An 18,571-nucleotide genomic window follows, 5' to 3' on the forward strand; every position below is an offset into this window, starting at 1 on the left:
GCGGTGACCGGGCTCAGCGGTGACCGGGGAACCGCAGCCCGTTGGCCCAGATCCTCGTCACCGTGTAGACGACCTCGTCGAAGTCCACGGGATGGTCCACGCCCCGCACGAAGACGCTGAAAGCGAAGCGGCTGACCATGCCGGAGAGCGCCCGCGACGCCAGCATCGGGTCCAGGTCGGGATCGGCGATGCCACGCTTCTGCAGGTCCGCGATGCCGCGTGCGTTGCGGTGGACGAACGCCTCACCGCGGCGCCTGCGCAGTTCACGGAAGGTGTGGTCGACGCTTGCCACCTGCTCCAGCAGGTCCATCAGCTTGGCATTGCGCCGGTACGCCTCCAGATACGCCCTGTTGCTCGCCTCCATCACGTCGTACGGATCGCCGCTGTCCGGGAGGCGGCCCATGCCGGGATGCAGCATCTCCTGCTGGGCGACTTCGAGTACGGCGGCGAAGATCTCTTCCTTGTTCTTGAAGTACGTGTAGAAGGACCCAGTTGAGCACTTCGCCTCTTTTGTGATGTCCGTGAGGCGGGCGTCCAGATAGCCGGACCGCTCGAAGACCTTGCGGGCCGCCGCGATCAGCTCCGACCGCCGCCGCGCGCCGCGCTGCGTGGCCGGCGTCTCCCGCAGAAGAGCCGGATTCACCAGCGAAGGCAGCGGTGCGCCGTCCCAGTCGTCGGACGCGGACGCGGTGGTAGCCATGGTCAACTTATACATGAACATGGCTTCACCTCCAACTTCGCGGGCGCGCTGCCGACGCCTCCGCGGAGTGCGCGCCCGTATGCCTGACCTGCCCTTCTCCGGCCTTGCGGCGACGGCCCGACGACCGGGTGACACCTCGACTACCTGCCAGTAGCCTTCTTGGCGACTTAGTGCCGTGACCGGCAATGTCTGCCCGTCAAGGAGCGTCGTCCGGTGCGTGCGATCGCAAGGCGGCCGGAAGCCCTGGTAGCGGAGCTACCCGGGCTTTTGGCCAACGCAGCGAGCGTGCGTGCAGGGCGGCGCGACAGGGCAGAGCTTGCCGGGAGGGGCACCTAGCCAGCGGGCAGGAGAACAGCCGTGACAGCACAGACCAGTTCCGCCGAGGCCTTCTTCGAGCAGGTGTCGGACGACCGGTACCTACCGACCGAGAACACCCGCGGCCCGTGGTCCGCGGACAGTCAGCACGCCGGGCCGCCCGCCGCACTGCTGGGACGGGCCGTGCGGATGCGTACGGGCGCCCGCGAGGACATGCGTCTGGCGCGGATCACCTTCGAGATCACCCGCCCCGTGCCGCTGAGGCCGCTGACGGTGGTCACGCGCGTACTCCGCGAGGGACGCAGCGTGGAACTGGTGGAGGCGTCCCTGACGCCGGAGGGCGGCGACGAGGTCATGCGGGCCCGGGCACTGCGCATCCGCACGCTGCCCGGATCGGTGCCTCAGGTGACACCGGAGCCGGAGGTTCCCGGCCCCGGGAGCGCGGAGACCGAGCCCTTCTTCCCCGTCCCGTGGGACGTCGGCTACCACACGGCCATGGAGACCCGCTTCGTGCACGGCTCGTTTCTCGCACAAGGGCCGGCGGCATGCTGGATGCGGATGCGCGTCCCGCTCGTCGACGGGGAGAAGATCTCCCCGCTGGACCGCGTGCTGACCGCGGCGGACTCCGGCAACGGGGTCAGCAACGTGCTGGACTTCTCCCAACACGTCTTCGTCAACCCCGACTTGACGGTTCATCTGCACCGCCACCCGACGGGCGACTGGGTCTGCGTCGACGCCCGTACGAGCATCGACTCGGCCGGTGTCGGCATGTCCGAGACCGCGCTCCACGACGAGCACGGCCCGATCGGCCGGGCCGTGCAGAGCCTGTTCGTGGCGCCCCGCGACTGAGACGGACCGCCGGTCACAGGAACCCGGGCCAGGCTTCCGGTGACCGCCACCCGGGCCGACCGGGGTCCGGTCTCAGGTGACGGTCCACAGGGCCGCGGCGATCACGAACGCCGCCAGGCCAAGAGTCGTCTCCATGACGGTCCATGTCTTCAGGGTCGTCTTCTCGTCCATCCCGAAGAAGCGGCTGACCAGCCAGAAACCGGAGTCGTTCACGTGGGAGAGCACGGTGGCCCCTGCCGCGACGGCGACGACCAAGAGTGCGATCTGGAAGTCTCCGAGGCCGGCGTCGGAGACGGCGCTGCCGAGCAGACCGGCCGTCGTGGTCAGGGCGACGGTCGCCGAGCCCTGGGCGACCCTCAGCAGCGTGGCGATGATGAACGCCTGGACGATCAGCGGCATCCCGAGGCCCTCCAGCGACCCGCTCAGCGCCGCGCCGATTCCGCTGAGTTCCAGGATGCCGCCGAACATGCCGCCGGCGCCGGTGATCAGGATGATCGAGCAGACCGGACCGAGGGCGCTGTCGAGGATGCCGGTGATCCGCGAGAGAGAGGCGTGGGGGCGTCCGAGCACGGCGATCGCGACGAGCACCGTGATCATCAAGGCGACCGGGGTGTCGCCGAGCAGGCGGAGGAAGGCGACCCAGCCCGCGCCCTCGGCGACGGCCTTGGCCGTGACGAGCGTGTCCACGATCGTGCCGAGGGAGATCAGCACCAGCGGCAGCAAAAGCAGGGAGAGGACCGTTCCGAAGGCCGGGGGGCGTCCGCCGACACCGGCTCCGCCTTCCTTTTCCCCGCCGTCTCCGTCTCCCCCTCCGGACGCGTCCTGGCCGCCGTTGACCTTGCCGAAGAGGGCTTCGGGCACGGCCACGTCGAGCCTTGCTCCCAGGTAGCGGGAGACCGGCATGACGCCGACGTACCAAGCCACGACGGCGATCGGTATGCCCACGAGCATCGTGACGGCGATGCTGCCGTCGAAAGCCTCCGCCGCCGCCACAGGCCCCGGGTGCGGCGGAACTATGGCGTGCATGGCGGCGAAGGCGCCCGCCGCCGGCAGGGCGTAGAGCAGGAGCGAGCCGCCGAAGCGGCGGGCCACCGTCAGGATGATGGGCAGGAAGATGACCAGTCCGGCGTCGAAGAAGATCGGGAAGCCGAACAGCAGCGATGCCACGCCGAGCGCCAGCGGCGCCTTCTTCTCACCGAACCTGCTGATCAGAGTGTCGGCCAGCGTCTGCGCGCCTCCGGTCATCTCCAGCAGGCGGCCCAGCATGACGCCGAAGGCGACAAGCAGGGCGACCGATCCGATCGTGTCCGCGAAGCCGTACATCAGGGCGTCGGGAATCTTCGCGAGCGGGAAACCGACGGCGACCGCCGTCACCACGCTCACCAGTACCAGCGACACGAAGGCGTGAAGCTTCACCTTCATGATCAGGAACAGCAGCAGGGCTACGGCGCCGGCTGCTATCAGCATCAGGGCGGCGGTGCCGTATGCCGGTTCAATTGCTTCCATGGAGGTACTCCGTACGTCTTCTGCCCGAATCCGTTGTGACGCTCCCGCAGGTGCCACGGTGGTCATCGAGGGGGCTTGGAGCGCTTGACCGGGCGGCGGCGGCGCGACCAGCGGCTCCGCCCTCTGTGACCACGGTGCGGGGACCCACGCACCGCCGGCGTCGAACCGCTGGTGCCGGTTGTGGGTCTCATCGCCGGAAGCTCACTCAAGCCCATACGTACGACTTATTCAAGGGTGGGAAACGACATAGTCATACTTAATTTGGTGGCGGATGCCGGGCCGACCCGCGGCCGCCGCTTCGCTTCCGGCCTGCCTGGCGCCCCGGCGGGACGGCCGGGCCCCGGACCCGCGGGCGGCACGGCCCGCGGTTGCAGGACAATGCCGGTATGCGGATCTCGGCGAGAGCGGACTATGCGGTGCGTGCCGCGCTGGAACTGGCGGCCGCGGGTGACGACTGCCCGCTCAAGACCGAGCGGATCGCGGAGGCGCAGGGCGTCCCCCGCAAGTTCCTCGAGGGCATCCTCAACGACATGCGCAGGGGCGGTCTCGTGGTCAGCCGGCGCGGCGGTCAGGGCGGCTACAAGCTCGGCGCGCCCCCCGAGACCATCACCGTCGCGGACGTGATCCGCGTCGTGGACGGCCCGCTGGTGTCCGTACGCGGCGAGCGCCCGCCCGCGCTGTCGTACACGGGGCCCGCGGAGTCGCTGCTGCCGCTGTGGATCGCCGTACGCGCCAACGTACGGGCGATTCTGGGTGAGGTGACCCTCGCCGACATCGCACGCTCCGAGCTTCCCGAGCGGGTCTACAAGCTCGCGGAACAGCCCGAGTCATGGACGAATCCCTGATCGTGTCCACTTGACGAGTGATCGTGTCCATCTGACGAGACGCTCTTGACCTGCTGTCCTCCCGTCGGGCAGATTTCCCTATCAAAGCGGTAGGAATACTAGGGATTCAGATCGGGGCAGCATGCGTACGCTCATCCTGTTGGCGCTCGCGGGCCTGGGGGCCCAACTGGTCGACGGCAGCCTGGGAATGGCCTACGGCGTCACGTCGACGACGCTGCTGCTCGCCGTCGGCACCAATCCCGCGGCAGCGTCCGCCACGGTGCACCTGGCCGAGATCGGCACGACGCTCGTCTCCGGCGCCGCGCACTGGCGCTTCGGCAACGTGGACTGGAAGGTCGTGGCGAAGATCGGCGTTCCGGGCGCCGTCGGCGCTTTCGCCGGTGCGACCGTACTCTCCGGCCTCTCCACCGCCGTCGCCGAGCCGGCCATGGCCCTCATCCTGCTCGCCCTGGGCCTCTACCTGCTGGGCCGCTTCACCTTCGTGGGCTTCTCCTCGCAGAACCTCGGCAAGCCGCTGCGGAAGCGTTTCCTCTCCCCGCTGGGCCTCGTCGCCGGATTCGTCGACGCCACCGGCGGAGGGGGCTGGGGTCCGGTCGGCACTCCGGCCATCCTCGCCAGCGGGCGGCTGGAGCCGCGCAAGGTGATCGGCTCCATCGACACCAGCGAGTTCCTCGTCAGCGTCGCAGCCAGCATCGGGTTCCTGGCCGGGCTGGGTTCCGAGGGCATCGACCTCGCATGGGCGGGGGCGCTGCTGGTGGGCGGCGTGATCGCGGCACCGATCGCGGCCTGGCTGGTGCGGCATGTTCCGCCGCGAGTCCTCGGTTCGGCCGTCGGCGGCATCATCGTCATCACCAACACGCGCACGCTGCTCGGCAGCGACTGGATCGGCGCGGGCAGCTCGGCGAGCTGGGCCGTGTACGTGGTGCTGTACGCGGCCTGGGCGGCGGCGCTGGCGTACTCGATCCGGGAACACCGCCGCAACTCCGCCCGCGAGCGGGACGAGGCGCGGACCGGCTCCGACGCCGAGACCGCGAAGGAAGGCGCGCCCTCGGCCTGACGTGGCGTCGCGGACTCCCCCAGCCGTCGTCCACGGCGCAGCCATCGTCCACAGCGTCCGGGGCTGTGTGAACCCCCGTCTGTGAACTGCGTGTTGCAGTCCTTTGGCACTCCCCGGTCCGGCCTTCCGCGGGGCCGGGGAACCGGCCTACGGTCGTGACATCACTCAGGCCCGGCCGTGTGCCCGAGCGGTTCAGGGGCTCGCCTGCAAAGCGAGTTACGCGGGTTCGAATCCCGCCACGGCCTCGTAGTGCCCCCGCGCCGAGCAGCACTCCACTGCGGAGCGCGGCGGCCGCCCCTTTTCCAGCTCACGCCCCATGTGCTTGACGGTGCGCAGAAGCGGCCGGCCTCCACGGCGTGGAAGTGGCGGGGCGCAAGCAGGAGCGCGCTAGGTGTCAACGTGCGCTGTTCTGCGCCGAGTTCGCCGCTCGCGACTCCACGCGCTGCGCCATTCGAGGTAATTGCGCACTTTGCTCTGGAGTGCCGTCGCCAGCCGTGGGTTCATCGGTGGTATTGGCCGCTGGTCAGCCGTCCCGGCTCCCGACTCCTCGCCGGAGTGGGGGAGTTGAGTCTGGATTCACGGGAGCACGTGCGGTGCTGCTGGGCTGATGAGGGGCCGCCCCGCGCCAGGAAGGGCGAAACGTGGCTTCACCCACCATCACCCAAGTGACCGCCTCACCCGCCTCGTCGGTCTTCGGACAGCCAGTCACCTTCACCGCCACCGTCACCGCGGTGCTCGGAGGCACACCGACAGGCACCGTCACCTTCGTCGTCTCCGGAAGAGGCGGCGGCACGTTCACCGTGCCCCTCGATGCGAGCGGCAAGGCGAGTGTCACCACGGCGGCACTCGGCGCGGGCGGTCACACGGTCACCGCCACCTACAAGGGTTCGGCTCAGTTCTCGCCCTCCATCCGTTCCTTCCAGTACGGGGTCTCCAGGGCAGCCACCAGCACCGAGGTCTCGTCGTCGCCCAATCCGTCGCAGCCGGGGAGCCCGGTCACCTTCACCGCCACGGTCACCGCGGTGCCCCCTGGGGCCGGAACTCCCCGCGGCCCGGTGGTCTTCGTCATCGACGCCCTTCCGCCGATCACCGCGCAGCTCGACGCGAGCGGGAAGGCGACGGTCACCGTACCGGGACTTCCCGCAGGGCAGCAGCCCGTTTCCGCCATCTACAAAGGCAACGGCGACTTCCTGCCCTCCTCCGACAGCGGCACCCAGAACGTGGTGCCGCCGGCGAAGAAGCCGACCAGTACCACCGTGACGTCCGTACCCGACCCGTCCGTCTTCGGTCAGCCCGTGACACTGAGCGCGGCCGTCGCCCCTGTTCCGCCCGGTACGGGAACGCCCACCGGCACGGTCACCTTCACCGTCGACGGCTCCGGCGGCGGCACGTTCGCCGCGCCCTTGAACGCGTCGGGTGTCGCGAGCGTCAGCATCAGCTCACTCGGGTCCGGCAGTCACAACATCACCGCGTCGTACGGCGGGGACGCCGCGTTCGCCACCTCCTCCGGCACCGACACCCACACCGTCGACCAAGCGCTCACGACCACCACCGTCGTCAGCTCCCCGGATCCCTCTGTCTTCGGGCAGGGCGTCGCCTTCACGGCCACCGTCACCGCCGTACCGCCGGGCGCCGGAGTGCCGACAGGCGACGTCGTCTTCACCGTCGAGGGCGCGGGGACCTTCACCGTTCCGCTGGAGGCGGACGGAACCGCCGTACTCACTCTCAGCACCCTCCCGGCAGGAAGCCTCACCATCACGGCGGCGTACGGCGGCGACGCCGAGCACGCCCCCTCCAGCGGGACCGACACCCACACCGTCGGCCAGGCCGGCACCGACACCACGGTCACTTCCTCGCCCGACCCCTCACTGCCGGGCCAGGAAGTCACCTTCACCGCCACCGTCACCGCCGTACCGCCGGGCGCCGGAGTACCGACAGACGACGTCGTCTTCACCGTCGGCGGCGGCCCGACGCTCACCGGCACGCTGGTCGACGGCGTCGCCACCGTGACCACCAGCGCACTCTCCGCGGGTTCGCGCACCGTCACCGCCGCCTACCAGGGAGCCGCCGACTTCGCCCCGTCCAGCGGGAGCGACACCCACACCGTCACCGGAGCCCCGACGACCACAGCCGTCACGTCCTCGCCCGACCCGTCCGTCTTCGGGCAGTCGGTCACCTTCACCGCGGTGGTCTCTCCGGTGGCTCCCGCGACGGGAGTTCCGACGGGCACGGTCACATTCGACCTCGGGGGCGACACCGTAACGGTGACCGTGGATTCCAACGGCGTGGCCACCGTCACCGACAGCACGCTGCCCGCAGGGAGTTACTCCGTCACGGGCACCTACAGCGGCGACAGCGACTACCAGCCGTCGATCGGGGCCGACAGTCATACGGTCCGGCAAGCGTCGACCACTACCGTGGCGACCTCTGTTCCCGATCCTTCGGTGTTCGGCCAGCCGGTCACCTTCACCGCCGCGGTGGCGCCCGTCGCACCGGGTGTGGGCACACCCACGGGAACCGTCACCTTCACCGAGAGCAGCGGCGGCACCGTCACCGTCCCCCTGGACGCGAGCGGCATCGCCAACTTCACCTTCGCCGAACTTCCCGCAGGGACATACAGCGGCACCGCCACCTACAACGGCGACCCGAACTTCGCCCCCTCCAGCGGCAGCGACACCCATGTCGTCAGCCCGGCGGACACCACCACGACGGTCGATTCGGCACCCGATCCGACTCTGTTCGGGCAGACGGCCACCTTCACCGCCACGGTCGCACCCGTGGCACCGGGAGCCGGAATCCCGACCGGCACCGTCACCTTCACCATCGACGGCACCACCACCCTCACCGCAACACTCGCCGGCGGCACAGCGACCGTGACCACCAACTCCCTGACGCCGGGCACGCATACGGTCACCGCCACCTACAACGCCGCCGGCGACACCAACTTCAACACCTCCACCGGCACCGACACCCACACCGTCGACCAGGCGCCCACAACCACCACCGTCATCAGCACCCCCGACCCCACCGTCGTCGGACAGCCGGTCACCGTCACAGCCCAATTGGCACCCGCGGCTCCCGGAGCGGGGACACCCACCGGCACCGTCACCTTCGCTCTCAGCGGGGGCGGGGGAACAATCACCGTCCCGGTGGACATCGACGGCACCGCTCAGCTCACCCTCGACTCCCTGCCGGCCGACAGCTATTCGGTAACCGTCACCTACAGCGGCGACGCCGACTTCGCGTCGTCCAGCGGCACCGGCACCCACACCGTCAACCCCGCCGCCACCGCGACGACCGTGACCGCCTCCCCCGACCCGTCCGCCGTGGGACAGGCGGTCACCGTCAGCGCCACCGTCTCCACGATCGCTCCCGGAGCCGGAACCCCCACCGGCACCGTCACCTTCACCGTCTCCGGCACCGGCGGAGGAACCTTCACGGAGAACCTGGACCCCAATGGGACGGCCCAACTGGTCATCAGCACCCTTGGATTGGGCTCCCACACCATCACCGCCACCTACAACGGCGACTCCGACTTCGTCGCTTCCTCTGCCACGGACACCCACGCCGTCGAGGTGGAGCCCTCCAACGCCACCACCCTCACCTCCAGCCCCAATCCGTCCGTCTTCGGTGAGCCGGTCACCTTCACCGCCACCGTCACGCCTGGAAGCCCCGGGCCCACACCTACGGGCACGGTCACGTTCGTGATCTCGGGAGCCGGCGGGGGCACCCTCACCGTGCCGCTCACCGACGGCACGGCCACCGTCACCCTCGACACCCTCGGCGTCACCACTCACTCCGCCACCGCCACCTACAGCGGAGACACCGACTACGACCCCTCCGCCGGCTCCGACACCCACACCGTCCATCCGGCGAACACGACCACGACCGTCATCTCCGCTCCCGATCCGTCGGTGTTCGGGGAATCCGCCGGCTTCACCGCTACGGTCGCCCCCGTCGCTCCGGGGGCGGGCACCCCGAGCGGCACGGTCACCTTCACCATCGACGGCACCACCACCCTCACCGGAACACTCGACAACTCCGGCACCGCCACCGTCACGACAGACACCCTGGCCCCCGGGACCCACACCCTCGAAGCCACCTACAACGCCACCGGCGACACCAACTACAACACCTCCACCGGCACCGACACCCACACCGTCGGCCAGGCGGACACGACCACCACTGTCGCCAGCGCCCCCGATCCGTCCGTCTTCGGGGAACCACTCACCTTCACGGCCACGGGGACACCAACCGGCGTGGGCGCCGGGGTGCCCACGGGGAGTGTGACGTTCACCCTCAGCGACAGCGGCGGTATCACCACTGTCCCTCTCGACACCGACGGCACCGCTCGGCTCGCCCTCAACTCCCTGCCGGCGGGCTCGCATTCGGTGACCGCCGCCTACAGCGGCGACACCGACTTCACCGCCTCCTCCGGCACCGACACGCACACCGTCAATCAGGCAGAGACCCTCACCACGGTCACCTCCACCCCCGACCCCACCGTCTTCGGGCAACCGGTCGTCCTGACGGCCGTGGTGGCTCCGATCGCTCCCGGCGCAGGAACCCCGACCGGCACAGTCACATTCACCGTCGACGGCGGCCCCACCCTCTCCGCAGGTCTCGCCGGGGGCGTCGCTTCCGTCAGCATCAGCACGCTCCCGACCGGCGACCATACGGTCACCGCCGCCTACAACGGCGACACCGACTTCGCGTCGTCGACGGGGACGGACACGCACACCGTCAACCGCGCCGCGACCACCACCATCACCGTCTCCACTCCGGACCCGTCCGTGTTCGGCCAGTCGGTCACCTTCACCGCCGCCGTGGCGCCCGTCGCATCCGGGGCGGGCACACCCACCGGGACCGTCACCTTCACCGATAGCGGCGGCGGCACCGTCACCGTCCCCCTGGACGCGAGCGGCATCGCCAGCTTCACCTTCGCCGAACTTCCCGCGGGCACGTACAGCGGCACCGCCACCTACAACGGCGACCCGAACTTCGCCCCGTCAACCGGGGCGGACACACACATCGTCCAACCCGCCGCGACGACAACGACGGTGACGACCTCACCCGATCCTTCGGTGTTCGGCCAGTCGGTCACCTTCACCGCGGCCGTCACGCCCGTCGCACCGGGTGTGGGCACACCCACGGGAACCGTCACCTTCACCGAGAGCAGCGGCGGCACCGTCACCGTCCCCCTGGACGCGAGCGGCATCGCCAACTTCACCTTCGCCGAACTTCCCGCAGGGACATACAGCGGCACCGCCACCTACAACGGCGGCCCGAACTTCGCCCCCTCCAGCGGCAGCGACACCCATCTCGTCAACCCGGCGGACACCACCACGACGGTCGACTCGGCGCCCGATCCGACTCTGTTCGGGCAAACGGCCACCTTCACCGCCACCGTCGCACCCGTGGCACCGGGAGCCGGAAGCCCGACCGGCACCGTCACCTTCACCATCGACGGCACCACCACCCTCACCGCAACACTCGCCGGCGGCACAGCGGCTGTGACCACCAACTCCCTGACGCCGGGCACGCATACGGTCACCGCCACCTACAACGCCGCCGGCGACACCAACTTCAACACCTCCACCGGCAACGACACCCACACCGTCAACCAAGCCGCGACGACAACGACGTTGACGTCCGGGCCCGACCCGTCCGTCTTCGGACAGCCGGTCACCGTCACGGCGTTGGTGGCAGCCGAGGCACCGGGCGCCGGGACACCGACCGGCACCGTCACCTTCGTCCTCAGCGGAGGCGGGGGATCCACGACCGTGCCCGTGTCCGTCGACGGTACGGCCCAGCTCACCCTGGATTCCCTACGCGCGGGCGGCTACACGGTGACCGCCACCTACAGCGGCGACACCGACTACGCGTCGTCGACCGGCACCGACACCCACACCGTCGATCCCGCCGCCACCGCGACGACCGTGACCGCCTCCCCCGACCCGTCCGCCGTGGGACAGGCGGTCACCGTCAGCGCCACCGTCTCCACGATCGCCCCCGGAGCCGGAACACCCACCGGAACCGTCACCCTCACCATCTCCGGCACCGGCGGAGGAACCTTCACGGAGAACCTGGACCCCAATGGGACGGCCCAACTGGTCACCAGCACACTCGGATTGGGCAACCACACCATCACCGCCACCTACAACGGCGACTCCGACTTCGTCGCCTCCACCGCCACAGACACCCACACCGTCGAAGTCGAACCGTCCACCGTCACCACCCTCACCTCCAGCCCCAATCCGTCCGTCTTCGGACAGCCCGTCACCTTCACCGCCACCGTCACCCCCAGCCAGCCAGGCCCGGTGCCCACAGGGACCGTCACACTCGTCGTCTCCGGGGCGGGAGGCGGCACGTTCACCGCGCCTCTCGACGGCACCGGAACCGCCCAACTCACCCTCGACACCCTCAGCGTCGCCACCCACTCCGCCACAGCCGCCTACAGCGGCGACACCGACTACGACACCTCCACCGGATCCGACACCCACACCGTCCAACCTGCCGCGACGACCACGACCGTCGACTCGGCCCCCGACCCGACCCTCTTCGGACAGTCCGCCACCTTCACCGCCACCGTCGCCCCCGTCGCACCCGGAGCAGGAACACCCACCGGCACCGTCACCTTCACCATCGACGGCACCACCACCCTCACCGCAACACTCGCCGGCGGAACAGCCACCGCCACCACCAGCACACTCACGGCCGGAAGCCACACCATCCAAGCCACCTACAACGCCGCCGGAGACCCGAACTACACCACCTCCACCGCCACAGACACCCACACGGTGCTCCCCACGGGGACGACGACGAACGTCGTCTCCGTCCCTGACCCGTCGGTGTACGGCCAGCCCGTGGCATTCACCGCGACGGTGACCTCGGAGACTCCTGGCGCGGCTGTGGCCACCGGTACAGTCACCTTCGTCCTCGATGGAGGCGGCGTCTTCACAGTCCCTGTCGACAGCGACGGAACTGCGGCGCTCACGCTCGACTTGCTTCCCGCCGGGGCGTATTCGGTGACCGCTGCCTACAACGGCGACGCCGACCACGCCGCTTCGTCCGGCAATGACACGCATACCGTCAACCAGGGCCCCACGGCCACCACCGTCACGTCGAGCCCGGATCCGACGGTCTTCGGCCAGACGGTCGTGTTCGCCTCCGTGACCCCAGCACTGGCACCGGGTGCGGGTACGCCAACCGGCACCGTCACGTTCACCATCAGCGGCGGTCCCACTCTGACGGGAAACCTCGACGGGTCCGGCATCGCCGTCGTCAACGCCAGCTCACTCCCCGCCGGCGAATACACCATCACCGGCACCTACAACGGCGACACCAACTTCGCGTCGTCGACGGGGACGGACACGCACACCGTCAACCGCGCCGTGACGACCACCGAGCTCACCTCCTCACCCGACCCGACCGTGTTCGGGCAGGAAGCCGCCTTCACCGTCACCGTCTCACCCGAGGCCCCGGGAGCCGGCATCCCCACCGGCACCGTCACCATCAGCGGCAACACCGGCGACACCATCACCGTCCCCCTGGACGCCGGCGGCGTCGCCACCGGCACCCTCCCGCCGTTCCCACCCGGGTCCTACGCCGCCACCGCCACCTACAACGGCGATCCCAACTTCGCGTCGTCCAGCGGCACCGACACCCACACCGTCAACCGCGCCGCGACCACCACGGAGCTCGTAACGGCACCCGATCCGTCCGTCTACGGCGAGGACTTCGCCCTCACCGTCACCGTCGCCCCGGCGGCTCCGGGAGCCGGCATCCCCACCGGGACCGTCACCGTCACGGAGAGCGGCGGCACTTCGATCGTCCTCCCGCTGGGCTCCGGCGGGGTCGCGACCTTCACCGTCCCCGCCCTCGATCCGGGTAGCTACGCCGCCACCGCGACCTACAACGGCGATGCCAACTTCTTGGGTTCGACGGGCGCCGACACCCACGTCGTCCTGCCCGCCGACACGACCACCACGGTCGACTCCTCACCTGATCCGACGCTGTCCGGGGAACTCGCCACCTTCAGCGCAACGGTCGCGCCCGTGGCGCCGGGGGCGGGAACGCCGACCGGCACCGTCACCTTCACCGTCGACGGCACCACCCTCACCGGAACACTCGACACTTCCGGCACGGCCACCGTCAGCACCGACGCACTCGCCACCGGAAGCCACACGGTCGAAGCCGCCTATGCCGGAGAGCTCAGGTTCCTCCCCTCGGACGGCAGCGACACCCACACCGTCAACCCGGCGGACACGACTACGAGCCTCGTCAGCGCCCCCGATCCGTCGGTCTTCGGGCAGCCGGCCACCTTCACGGCGCGGGTGACACCCGTCGCCCCCGGGGCCGGGTCTCCGACTGGCGCCGTGACGTTCGCCTTCAGCGGCGGCGGGACGACCACCGTCCCGCTCGACTTGGACGGTACGGCCCAACTCACCCTCGACTCCCTGCCCGCGGGCGGCTATACGGTGACCGCCACCTACAGCGGCGACACCGACTTCAGCCTCTCCAGCGGCACCGACACCCACACCGTCGACCAGGCAGCGACCACCGTGACCGTCACGGACTCGCCCGATCCGTCAGCGGCCGGGCAGCCGGTCACCGTCAGCGCGACCGTCGCTGCGATCGCCCCCGGAGCCGGAACACCCACCGGAACCGTCACCTTCACCATCAGCGGCACCGGCGGAGGCACCTTCACCGAGCCCATGGACGCCAACGGAACCGCCCAACTGGTCACCAGCACGCTCGGATTGGGCACTCACGCCATCACCGCCACCTACAACGGCGACACGGACCACGCCGTCGCCACCGGCACGGAGACCCACACCGTCGAGGTGGAGCCCTCCAACACCACCACCCTTACGTCCGGGCCCGATCCGTCGGTCTTCGGCGAGCCCGTCACCTTCACCGCCACCGTCACCCCCAGCCAGCCAGGCCCGGTGCCCACCGGAACCGTCACCTTCACCGTCTCCGGCGCCGGCGGAGGCACCTTCACCGCGCCTCTCGACGGCACCGGCACCGCCCAACTCACCCTCGACACCCTCAGCGTCGCCACCCACTCCGCCACAGCCGCCTACAGCGGCGACACCGACTACGCCCCCTCCACCGGATCCGACACCCACACCGTCACCCCGGCGAACACGACCACGACCGTCGGCTCGGCCCCCGACCCGACCGTGTCCGGGCAGACGGCCACCTTCACCGCGACGGTCGCGGCCCTACCACCGGGAGCCGGAACACCCAGCGGCACCGTCACCTTCACCATCGACGGCACCACCACCCTCACCGCAACACTCGCCGGCGGCACGGCGACCGTCAGCACGGACTCCCTGACGCCAGGCGCCCACACGGTCACCGCCACCTATAACGCCGCAGGCGACGCCGACTTCAACACCTCCACCGGCACCGACACCCACACCGTCAACCAGGCAGGCACCACCACCACCGTCGTCAGCACCCCCGACCCGTCCACCTTCGGACAGGCCGTCACCCTCACAGCCCAAGTGGCCCCCGTGGCACCGGGTTCCGGAACACCCACCGGCACCGTCACCTTCGCCCTCAGCGGCGGAGGAGGAACCACCACCGTGCCCGTGGCGGTCGACGGCACGGCCACGCTGACCCTCAACTCGCTGCCGGCGGGCGGATATTCGGTGACCGCCACCTACAACGGAGACGGCAACTTCACTTCCTCCAGCGGCACGGACACCCACACCGTCAACCTGGCGCCCACGACCACCTCCATCGTCAGCACCCCCGATCCGACGGTCTTCGGCCAGACCGTGGTGTTCGCCGCCGTGAGCTCCGCAGTCGCGCCGGGGGCAGGCACGCCGACCGGCACCGTCACCTTCACCTTCAGCGGCGGCCCCACACTGACGGGCAACCTCGACGCCTCCGGAATCGCCGTCGTCTCGGCCAACTCGCTTCCCGCCGGCCAATACACGATCACCGGCACCTACAACGGAAACGGCAACTTCACTTCCTCCAACGGCACCGACACCCACACCGTCAACCCCGCAGCCACGACAACGACGTTGACGTCCTCACCCGACCCCTCCGTGTTCGGCCAGGAAGCCGCGTTCACGGTCACCGTCAAAGCCCAGGCGCCTGGGGCCGGCATCCCCACCGGCACCGTCACCATCAGCGGCGACACCGGCGACTCCATCACCGTTCCCCTGGACGCCGGCGGCACCGCCACGGGCAGCCTCCCCCCGTTCCCACCCGGGTCCTACGCCGCCACCGCCACCTACAACGGCGGTCCCAACTTCGCGTCGTCCTCGGGCAGCGACACCCACACCATCGCCCGCGCCGCGACGACAACGACGTTGACGTCCTCACCCGATCCGACCCTCTACGGGCAGACCGCGACCTTCACCGCCGCGGTCGCTCCCGTGGCACCAGGAGCCGGTACACCCACGGGAACCGTCACCTTCGCGGTGGGCGACGCCAGCAGCGTGCCCGTCCCGGTGGACGGAAGCGGCGTCGCCACCTTCACCTTCGCGGGACTCAACGCGGGGACGTACGGCGGCACCGCCACCTACAACGGCGACAGCAACTTCGCGTCGTCCTCCGGCAGCGACCCCCACACGGTCAACCCGGCGAACACGACCACGACCGTCACCTCGTCTCCGGACCCCACCGTCGTGGGCCAGACGGCCACCTTCAGCGCGACGGTCGCGGCCCTACCACCGGGAGCCGGAACACCCACCGGCAGCGTCACCTTCACCTTCGACGGCACCACCACCCTCACCGGAACACTCGACACCTCCGGCACCGCCACCGTCAGCACCGACGCACTCGCCGCCGGAAGCCACACCGTCCAAGCCGTCTACGATGCCGCAGGCGACCCGAACTTCAACGCCTCCACCGGCACCGACACCCACACCGTCGACCAGGCGGCCACGAGCACCACCGTCTTCAGTTCCCCCATCCTGGCGGTCGTGGGGCAACCAGCCACGTTCACAGCCCAAGTGACCCCCGTGGCACCGGGTTCCGGAACACCCACCGGCACCGTCACCTTCACCATCAGCGGAGGCGGGGGATCCACGACCGTGCCCGTGTCCGTCGACGGTACGGCCCAGCTCACCCTGGACTCGCTGCCCGCGGGCTCGCATTCGGTCACCGCCGCCTACAGCGGCGACGGCAGCCTCACAGGCTCGACCGGAACCGCCGCGTACACCGTCAACAAGGCATCGACGGCGACGACGATCTCCGCCTCCCCCGATCCGTCAGCGTCCGGGCAGCCGGTCACCATCAGCGCCACCGTCGCTGCGATCGCCCCCGGAGCCGGAACACCCACCGGAACCGTCACCTTCACCATCAGCGGCACCGGCGGAGGCACCTTCACCCAACCCCTCGACGCCACCGGCACCGCCCAACTGGTCACCAGCACGCTCGGATTGGGCTCCCACGCCATCACCGCCACCTACAACGGCGACGCGGACTTCGGCGCCTCCACCGCCACAGACACCCACACCGTCGAAGTCGAACCCTCCAACACCACCACCCTCACCTCCGGCCCCGACCCCACCGTCTTCGGACAAACAGTCACCTTCACCGCCACCGTCACCCCCAGCCAGCCAGGCCCCACCCCCACCGGAAACGTCACCTTCACCGTCTCCGGCACCGGCGGAGGCACTTTCACCGCGCCTCTCGACGGCACCGGCACCGCTCAAGTCACCCTCGACACCCTCGGCGTCGCCACCCATTCGGCCACAGCCGCCTACAGCGGCGACACCGACTACGACCCCTCCACCGGATCCGACACCCACACCGTCCAACCTGCCGCGACGACCACGGCGTTGACGTCCTCACCCGATCCGACCGTGTCCGGGCAGACGGCCGCCTTCACCGCGACGGTCGCGGCCCTACCACCGGGAGCCGGAACACCCAGCGGCACCGTCACCTTCACCATCGACGGCACCACCACCCTCACCGCAACACTCGCCGGCGGAACAGCCACCGCCACCACCAGCACACTCACCGCCGGAAGCCACACCATCCAAGCCACCTACAACGCCACCGGAGACCCGAACTACACCACCTCCACCGCCACAGACACCCACACCGTCAGCCAGGCAGCGACCACCACCACCGTCGTCAGCTCTCCGGACCCCTCCGTCTTCGGACAGGCCGTCACCATCGCGGCACTGGTCTCGCCTGTGACCCCGGGCGCAGGAACACCCACCGGCACCGTCACCTTCACCGTCAGCGGCGGAGGAGGAACCACCACCGTCCCGCTCGACGCGGACGGAACGGCCCAGGTCACCCTCAACTCCCTGCCCGCGGGCAGCCTTTCGGTGACCGCCACCTACAGCGGCGACACCGACTTCACTTCCTCCACCGGCACGGACGCCCACACCGTCGATCCCGCCGCCACCGCGACGACGGTCTTCAGCTCCCCCAACCCCTCCGTCTTCGGACAACCGGTCAGCTTCACAGCCCAAGTGGCCCCCGTCGCACCCGGAGCAGGAACACCCACGGGTACCGTCACCTTCACCATCAGCGGCGGCCCCACACTGACGGGCAACCTCGACGCCTCCGGAACCGCCACGGTCAGCACCAGCACCCTCACCGTCGGGAGTTACACCGTCACCGGCAACTACAACGGCGACGGCAACTTCAACATCTCCACCGGCACCGGCAGCCACACCGTCAACCGCACGCCGACCGTCACCGCAGTCGCCAGTTCCCCCGACCCGTCGTCCTCCGGACAGACCGCCACGTTCACCGCGACGGTCACCTCGACCATGGCCGCAGCAGGCACCCCTACGGGCACAGTGACGTTCTTCTTCGACGGCGCCAGTCCGGTCACCGCACCCCTGGTCGGCGGCGTCGCCACCGTCACCCGGAGCAACCTGGGCCCGGGTACGCACACGGTCACCGCCAACTACGGCGGTTCCGGCGACTTCGCGGCATCGAGCGGATCGGACACCCATGCGGTATCCCGAGGGGCGACGACCACCTCCGTCGTCTCCTCACCCGACCCCTCACGTGCCGGCCGGGTCGCCACCTTCACCGCGTCGGTGACGGCGACGCCTCCCGCAGCGGGAACGCCCACCGGCACGGTGACCTTCGTCATCGGGGGCAGCGGCGGGGGCACCTTCACCGCGGCACTGGTCAACGGCGTGGCCGTGGTCACGAATCAGGGACTGTCCATTGGGCAGCACGCCATCTCCGCCACCTACAACGGCGACGCCCAACTCGCCCCCTCCAGCGGCACCGACACCCACACGGTGGTCACGGCATGACCGGCTGACGGCTCGGGGCGCCGGCTCGTGCGGTATCACC

At 69.9% G+C, this 18,571-nt stretch carries 6 protein-coding genes and 1 tRNA gene; 5 read left to right on the forward strand and 2 right to left on the reverse strand.

All coding sequences use genetic code 11. From position 1 onward, the window contains the following. Positions 1-13: 13 nt before the first annotated feature. On the reverse strand, positions 14-700 hold the full coding sequence (locus ACSMXX_RS03570; protein WP_473182571.1) for a TetR/AcrR family transcriptional regulator: 687 nt from the start codon (positions 698-700) through the stop codon (positions 14-16). A gap of 357 nt (positions 701-1,057) precedes the next feature. Here ACSMXX_RS03570 and ACSMXX_RS03575 point away from each other — a divergent pair, with 357 nt between their 5' ends. Then, positions 1,058-1,864: a thioesterase family protein gene (locus ACSMXX_RS03575; RefSeq protein WP_473182572.1), complete on the forward strand. Its 807-nt coding sequence runs from the start codon at positions 1,058-1,060 to the stop codon at positions 1,862-1,864. 72 nt (positions 1,865-1,936) lie between these two features. On the opposite strand, the gene ACSMXX_RS03580 is transcribed toward ACSMXX_RS03575, so the two are convergent. Further along, positions 1,937-3,370, reverse strand: a complete 1,434-nt coding sequence (locus ACSMXX_RS03580) for a GntP family permease (RefSeq protein ID WP_473182573.1) — start codon at positions 3,368-3,370, stop codon at positions 1,937-1,939. A gap of 386 nt (positions 3,371-3,756) precedes the next feature. Here ACSMXX_RS03580 and ACSMXX_RS03585 point away from each other — a divergent pair, with 386 nt between their 5' ends. The 4 genes from ACSMXX_RS03585 to ACSMXX_RS03600 all read left to right on the forward strand — a co-directional run bounded on the left by ACSMXX_RS03585 (position 3,757) and on the right by ACSMXX_RS03600 (position 18,531). Then, positions 3,757-4,215: an RrF2 family transcriptional regulator gene (locus tag ACSMXX_RS03585; RefSeq protein WP_070010066.1), complete on the forward strand. Its 459-nt coding sequence runs from the start codon at positions 3,757-3,759 to the stop codon at positions 4,213-4,215. Between the two features lie 121 nt (positions 4,216-4,336). After that, the gene (locus tag ACSMXX_RS03590) at positions 4,337-5,272 is read left to right on the forward strand and encodes a sulfite exporter TauE/SafE family protein (RefSeq protein ID WP_473182574.1); all 936 of its coding nucleotides are present in this window, start codon (positions 4,337-4,339) and stop codon (positions 5,270-5,272) included. Between the two features lie 173 nt (positions 5,273-5,445). Next, a tRNA-Cys gene (locus tag ACSMXX_RS03595) sits at positions 5,446-5,517 on the forward strand. 396 nt (positions 5,518-5,913) lie between these two features. Next, the gene (locus ACSMXX_RS03600; RefSeq protein WP_473182575.1) at positions 5,914-18,531 is read left to right on the forward strand and encodes an Ig-like domain repeat protein; all 12,618 of its coding nucleotides are present in this window, start codon (positions 5,914-5,916) and stop codon (positions 18,529-18,531) included. Positions 18,532-18,571: the final 40 nt, after the last annotated feature.

The sequence above is a fragment of the Streptomyces sp. DSM 116795 genome, from assembly GCF_055792905.1.

What these genes read in the sequence shown, in the direction of transcription:
- ACSMXX_RS03580 (WP_473182573.1), bottom strand. Translation starts at nt 3,370, where the DNA reads ATGGAAGCAATTGAACCGGCATACGGCACCGCCGCCCTGATGCTGATA.
- ACSMXX_RS03590 (WP_473182574.1), top strand. Translation starts at nt 4,337, where the DNA reads ATGCGTACGCTCATCCTGTTGGCGCTCGCGGGCCTGGGGGCCCAACTG.
- ACSMXX_RS03570 (WP_473182571.1), bottom strand. Translation starts at nt 700, where the DNA reads ATGGCTACCACCGCGTCCGCGTCCGACGACTGGGACGGCGCACCGCTG.
- ACSMXX_RS03585 (WP_070010066.1), top strand. Translation starts at nt 3,757, where the DNA reads ATGCGGATCTCGGCGAGAGCGGACTATGCGGTGCGTGCCGCGCTGGAA.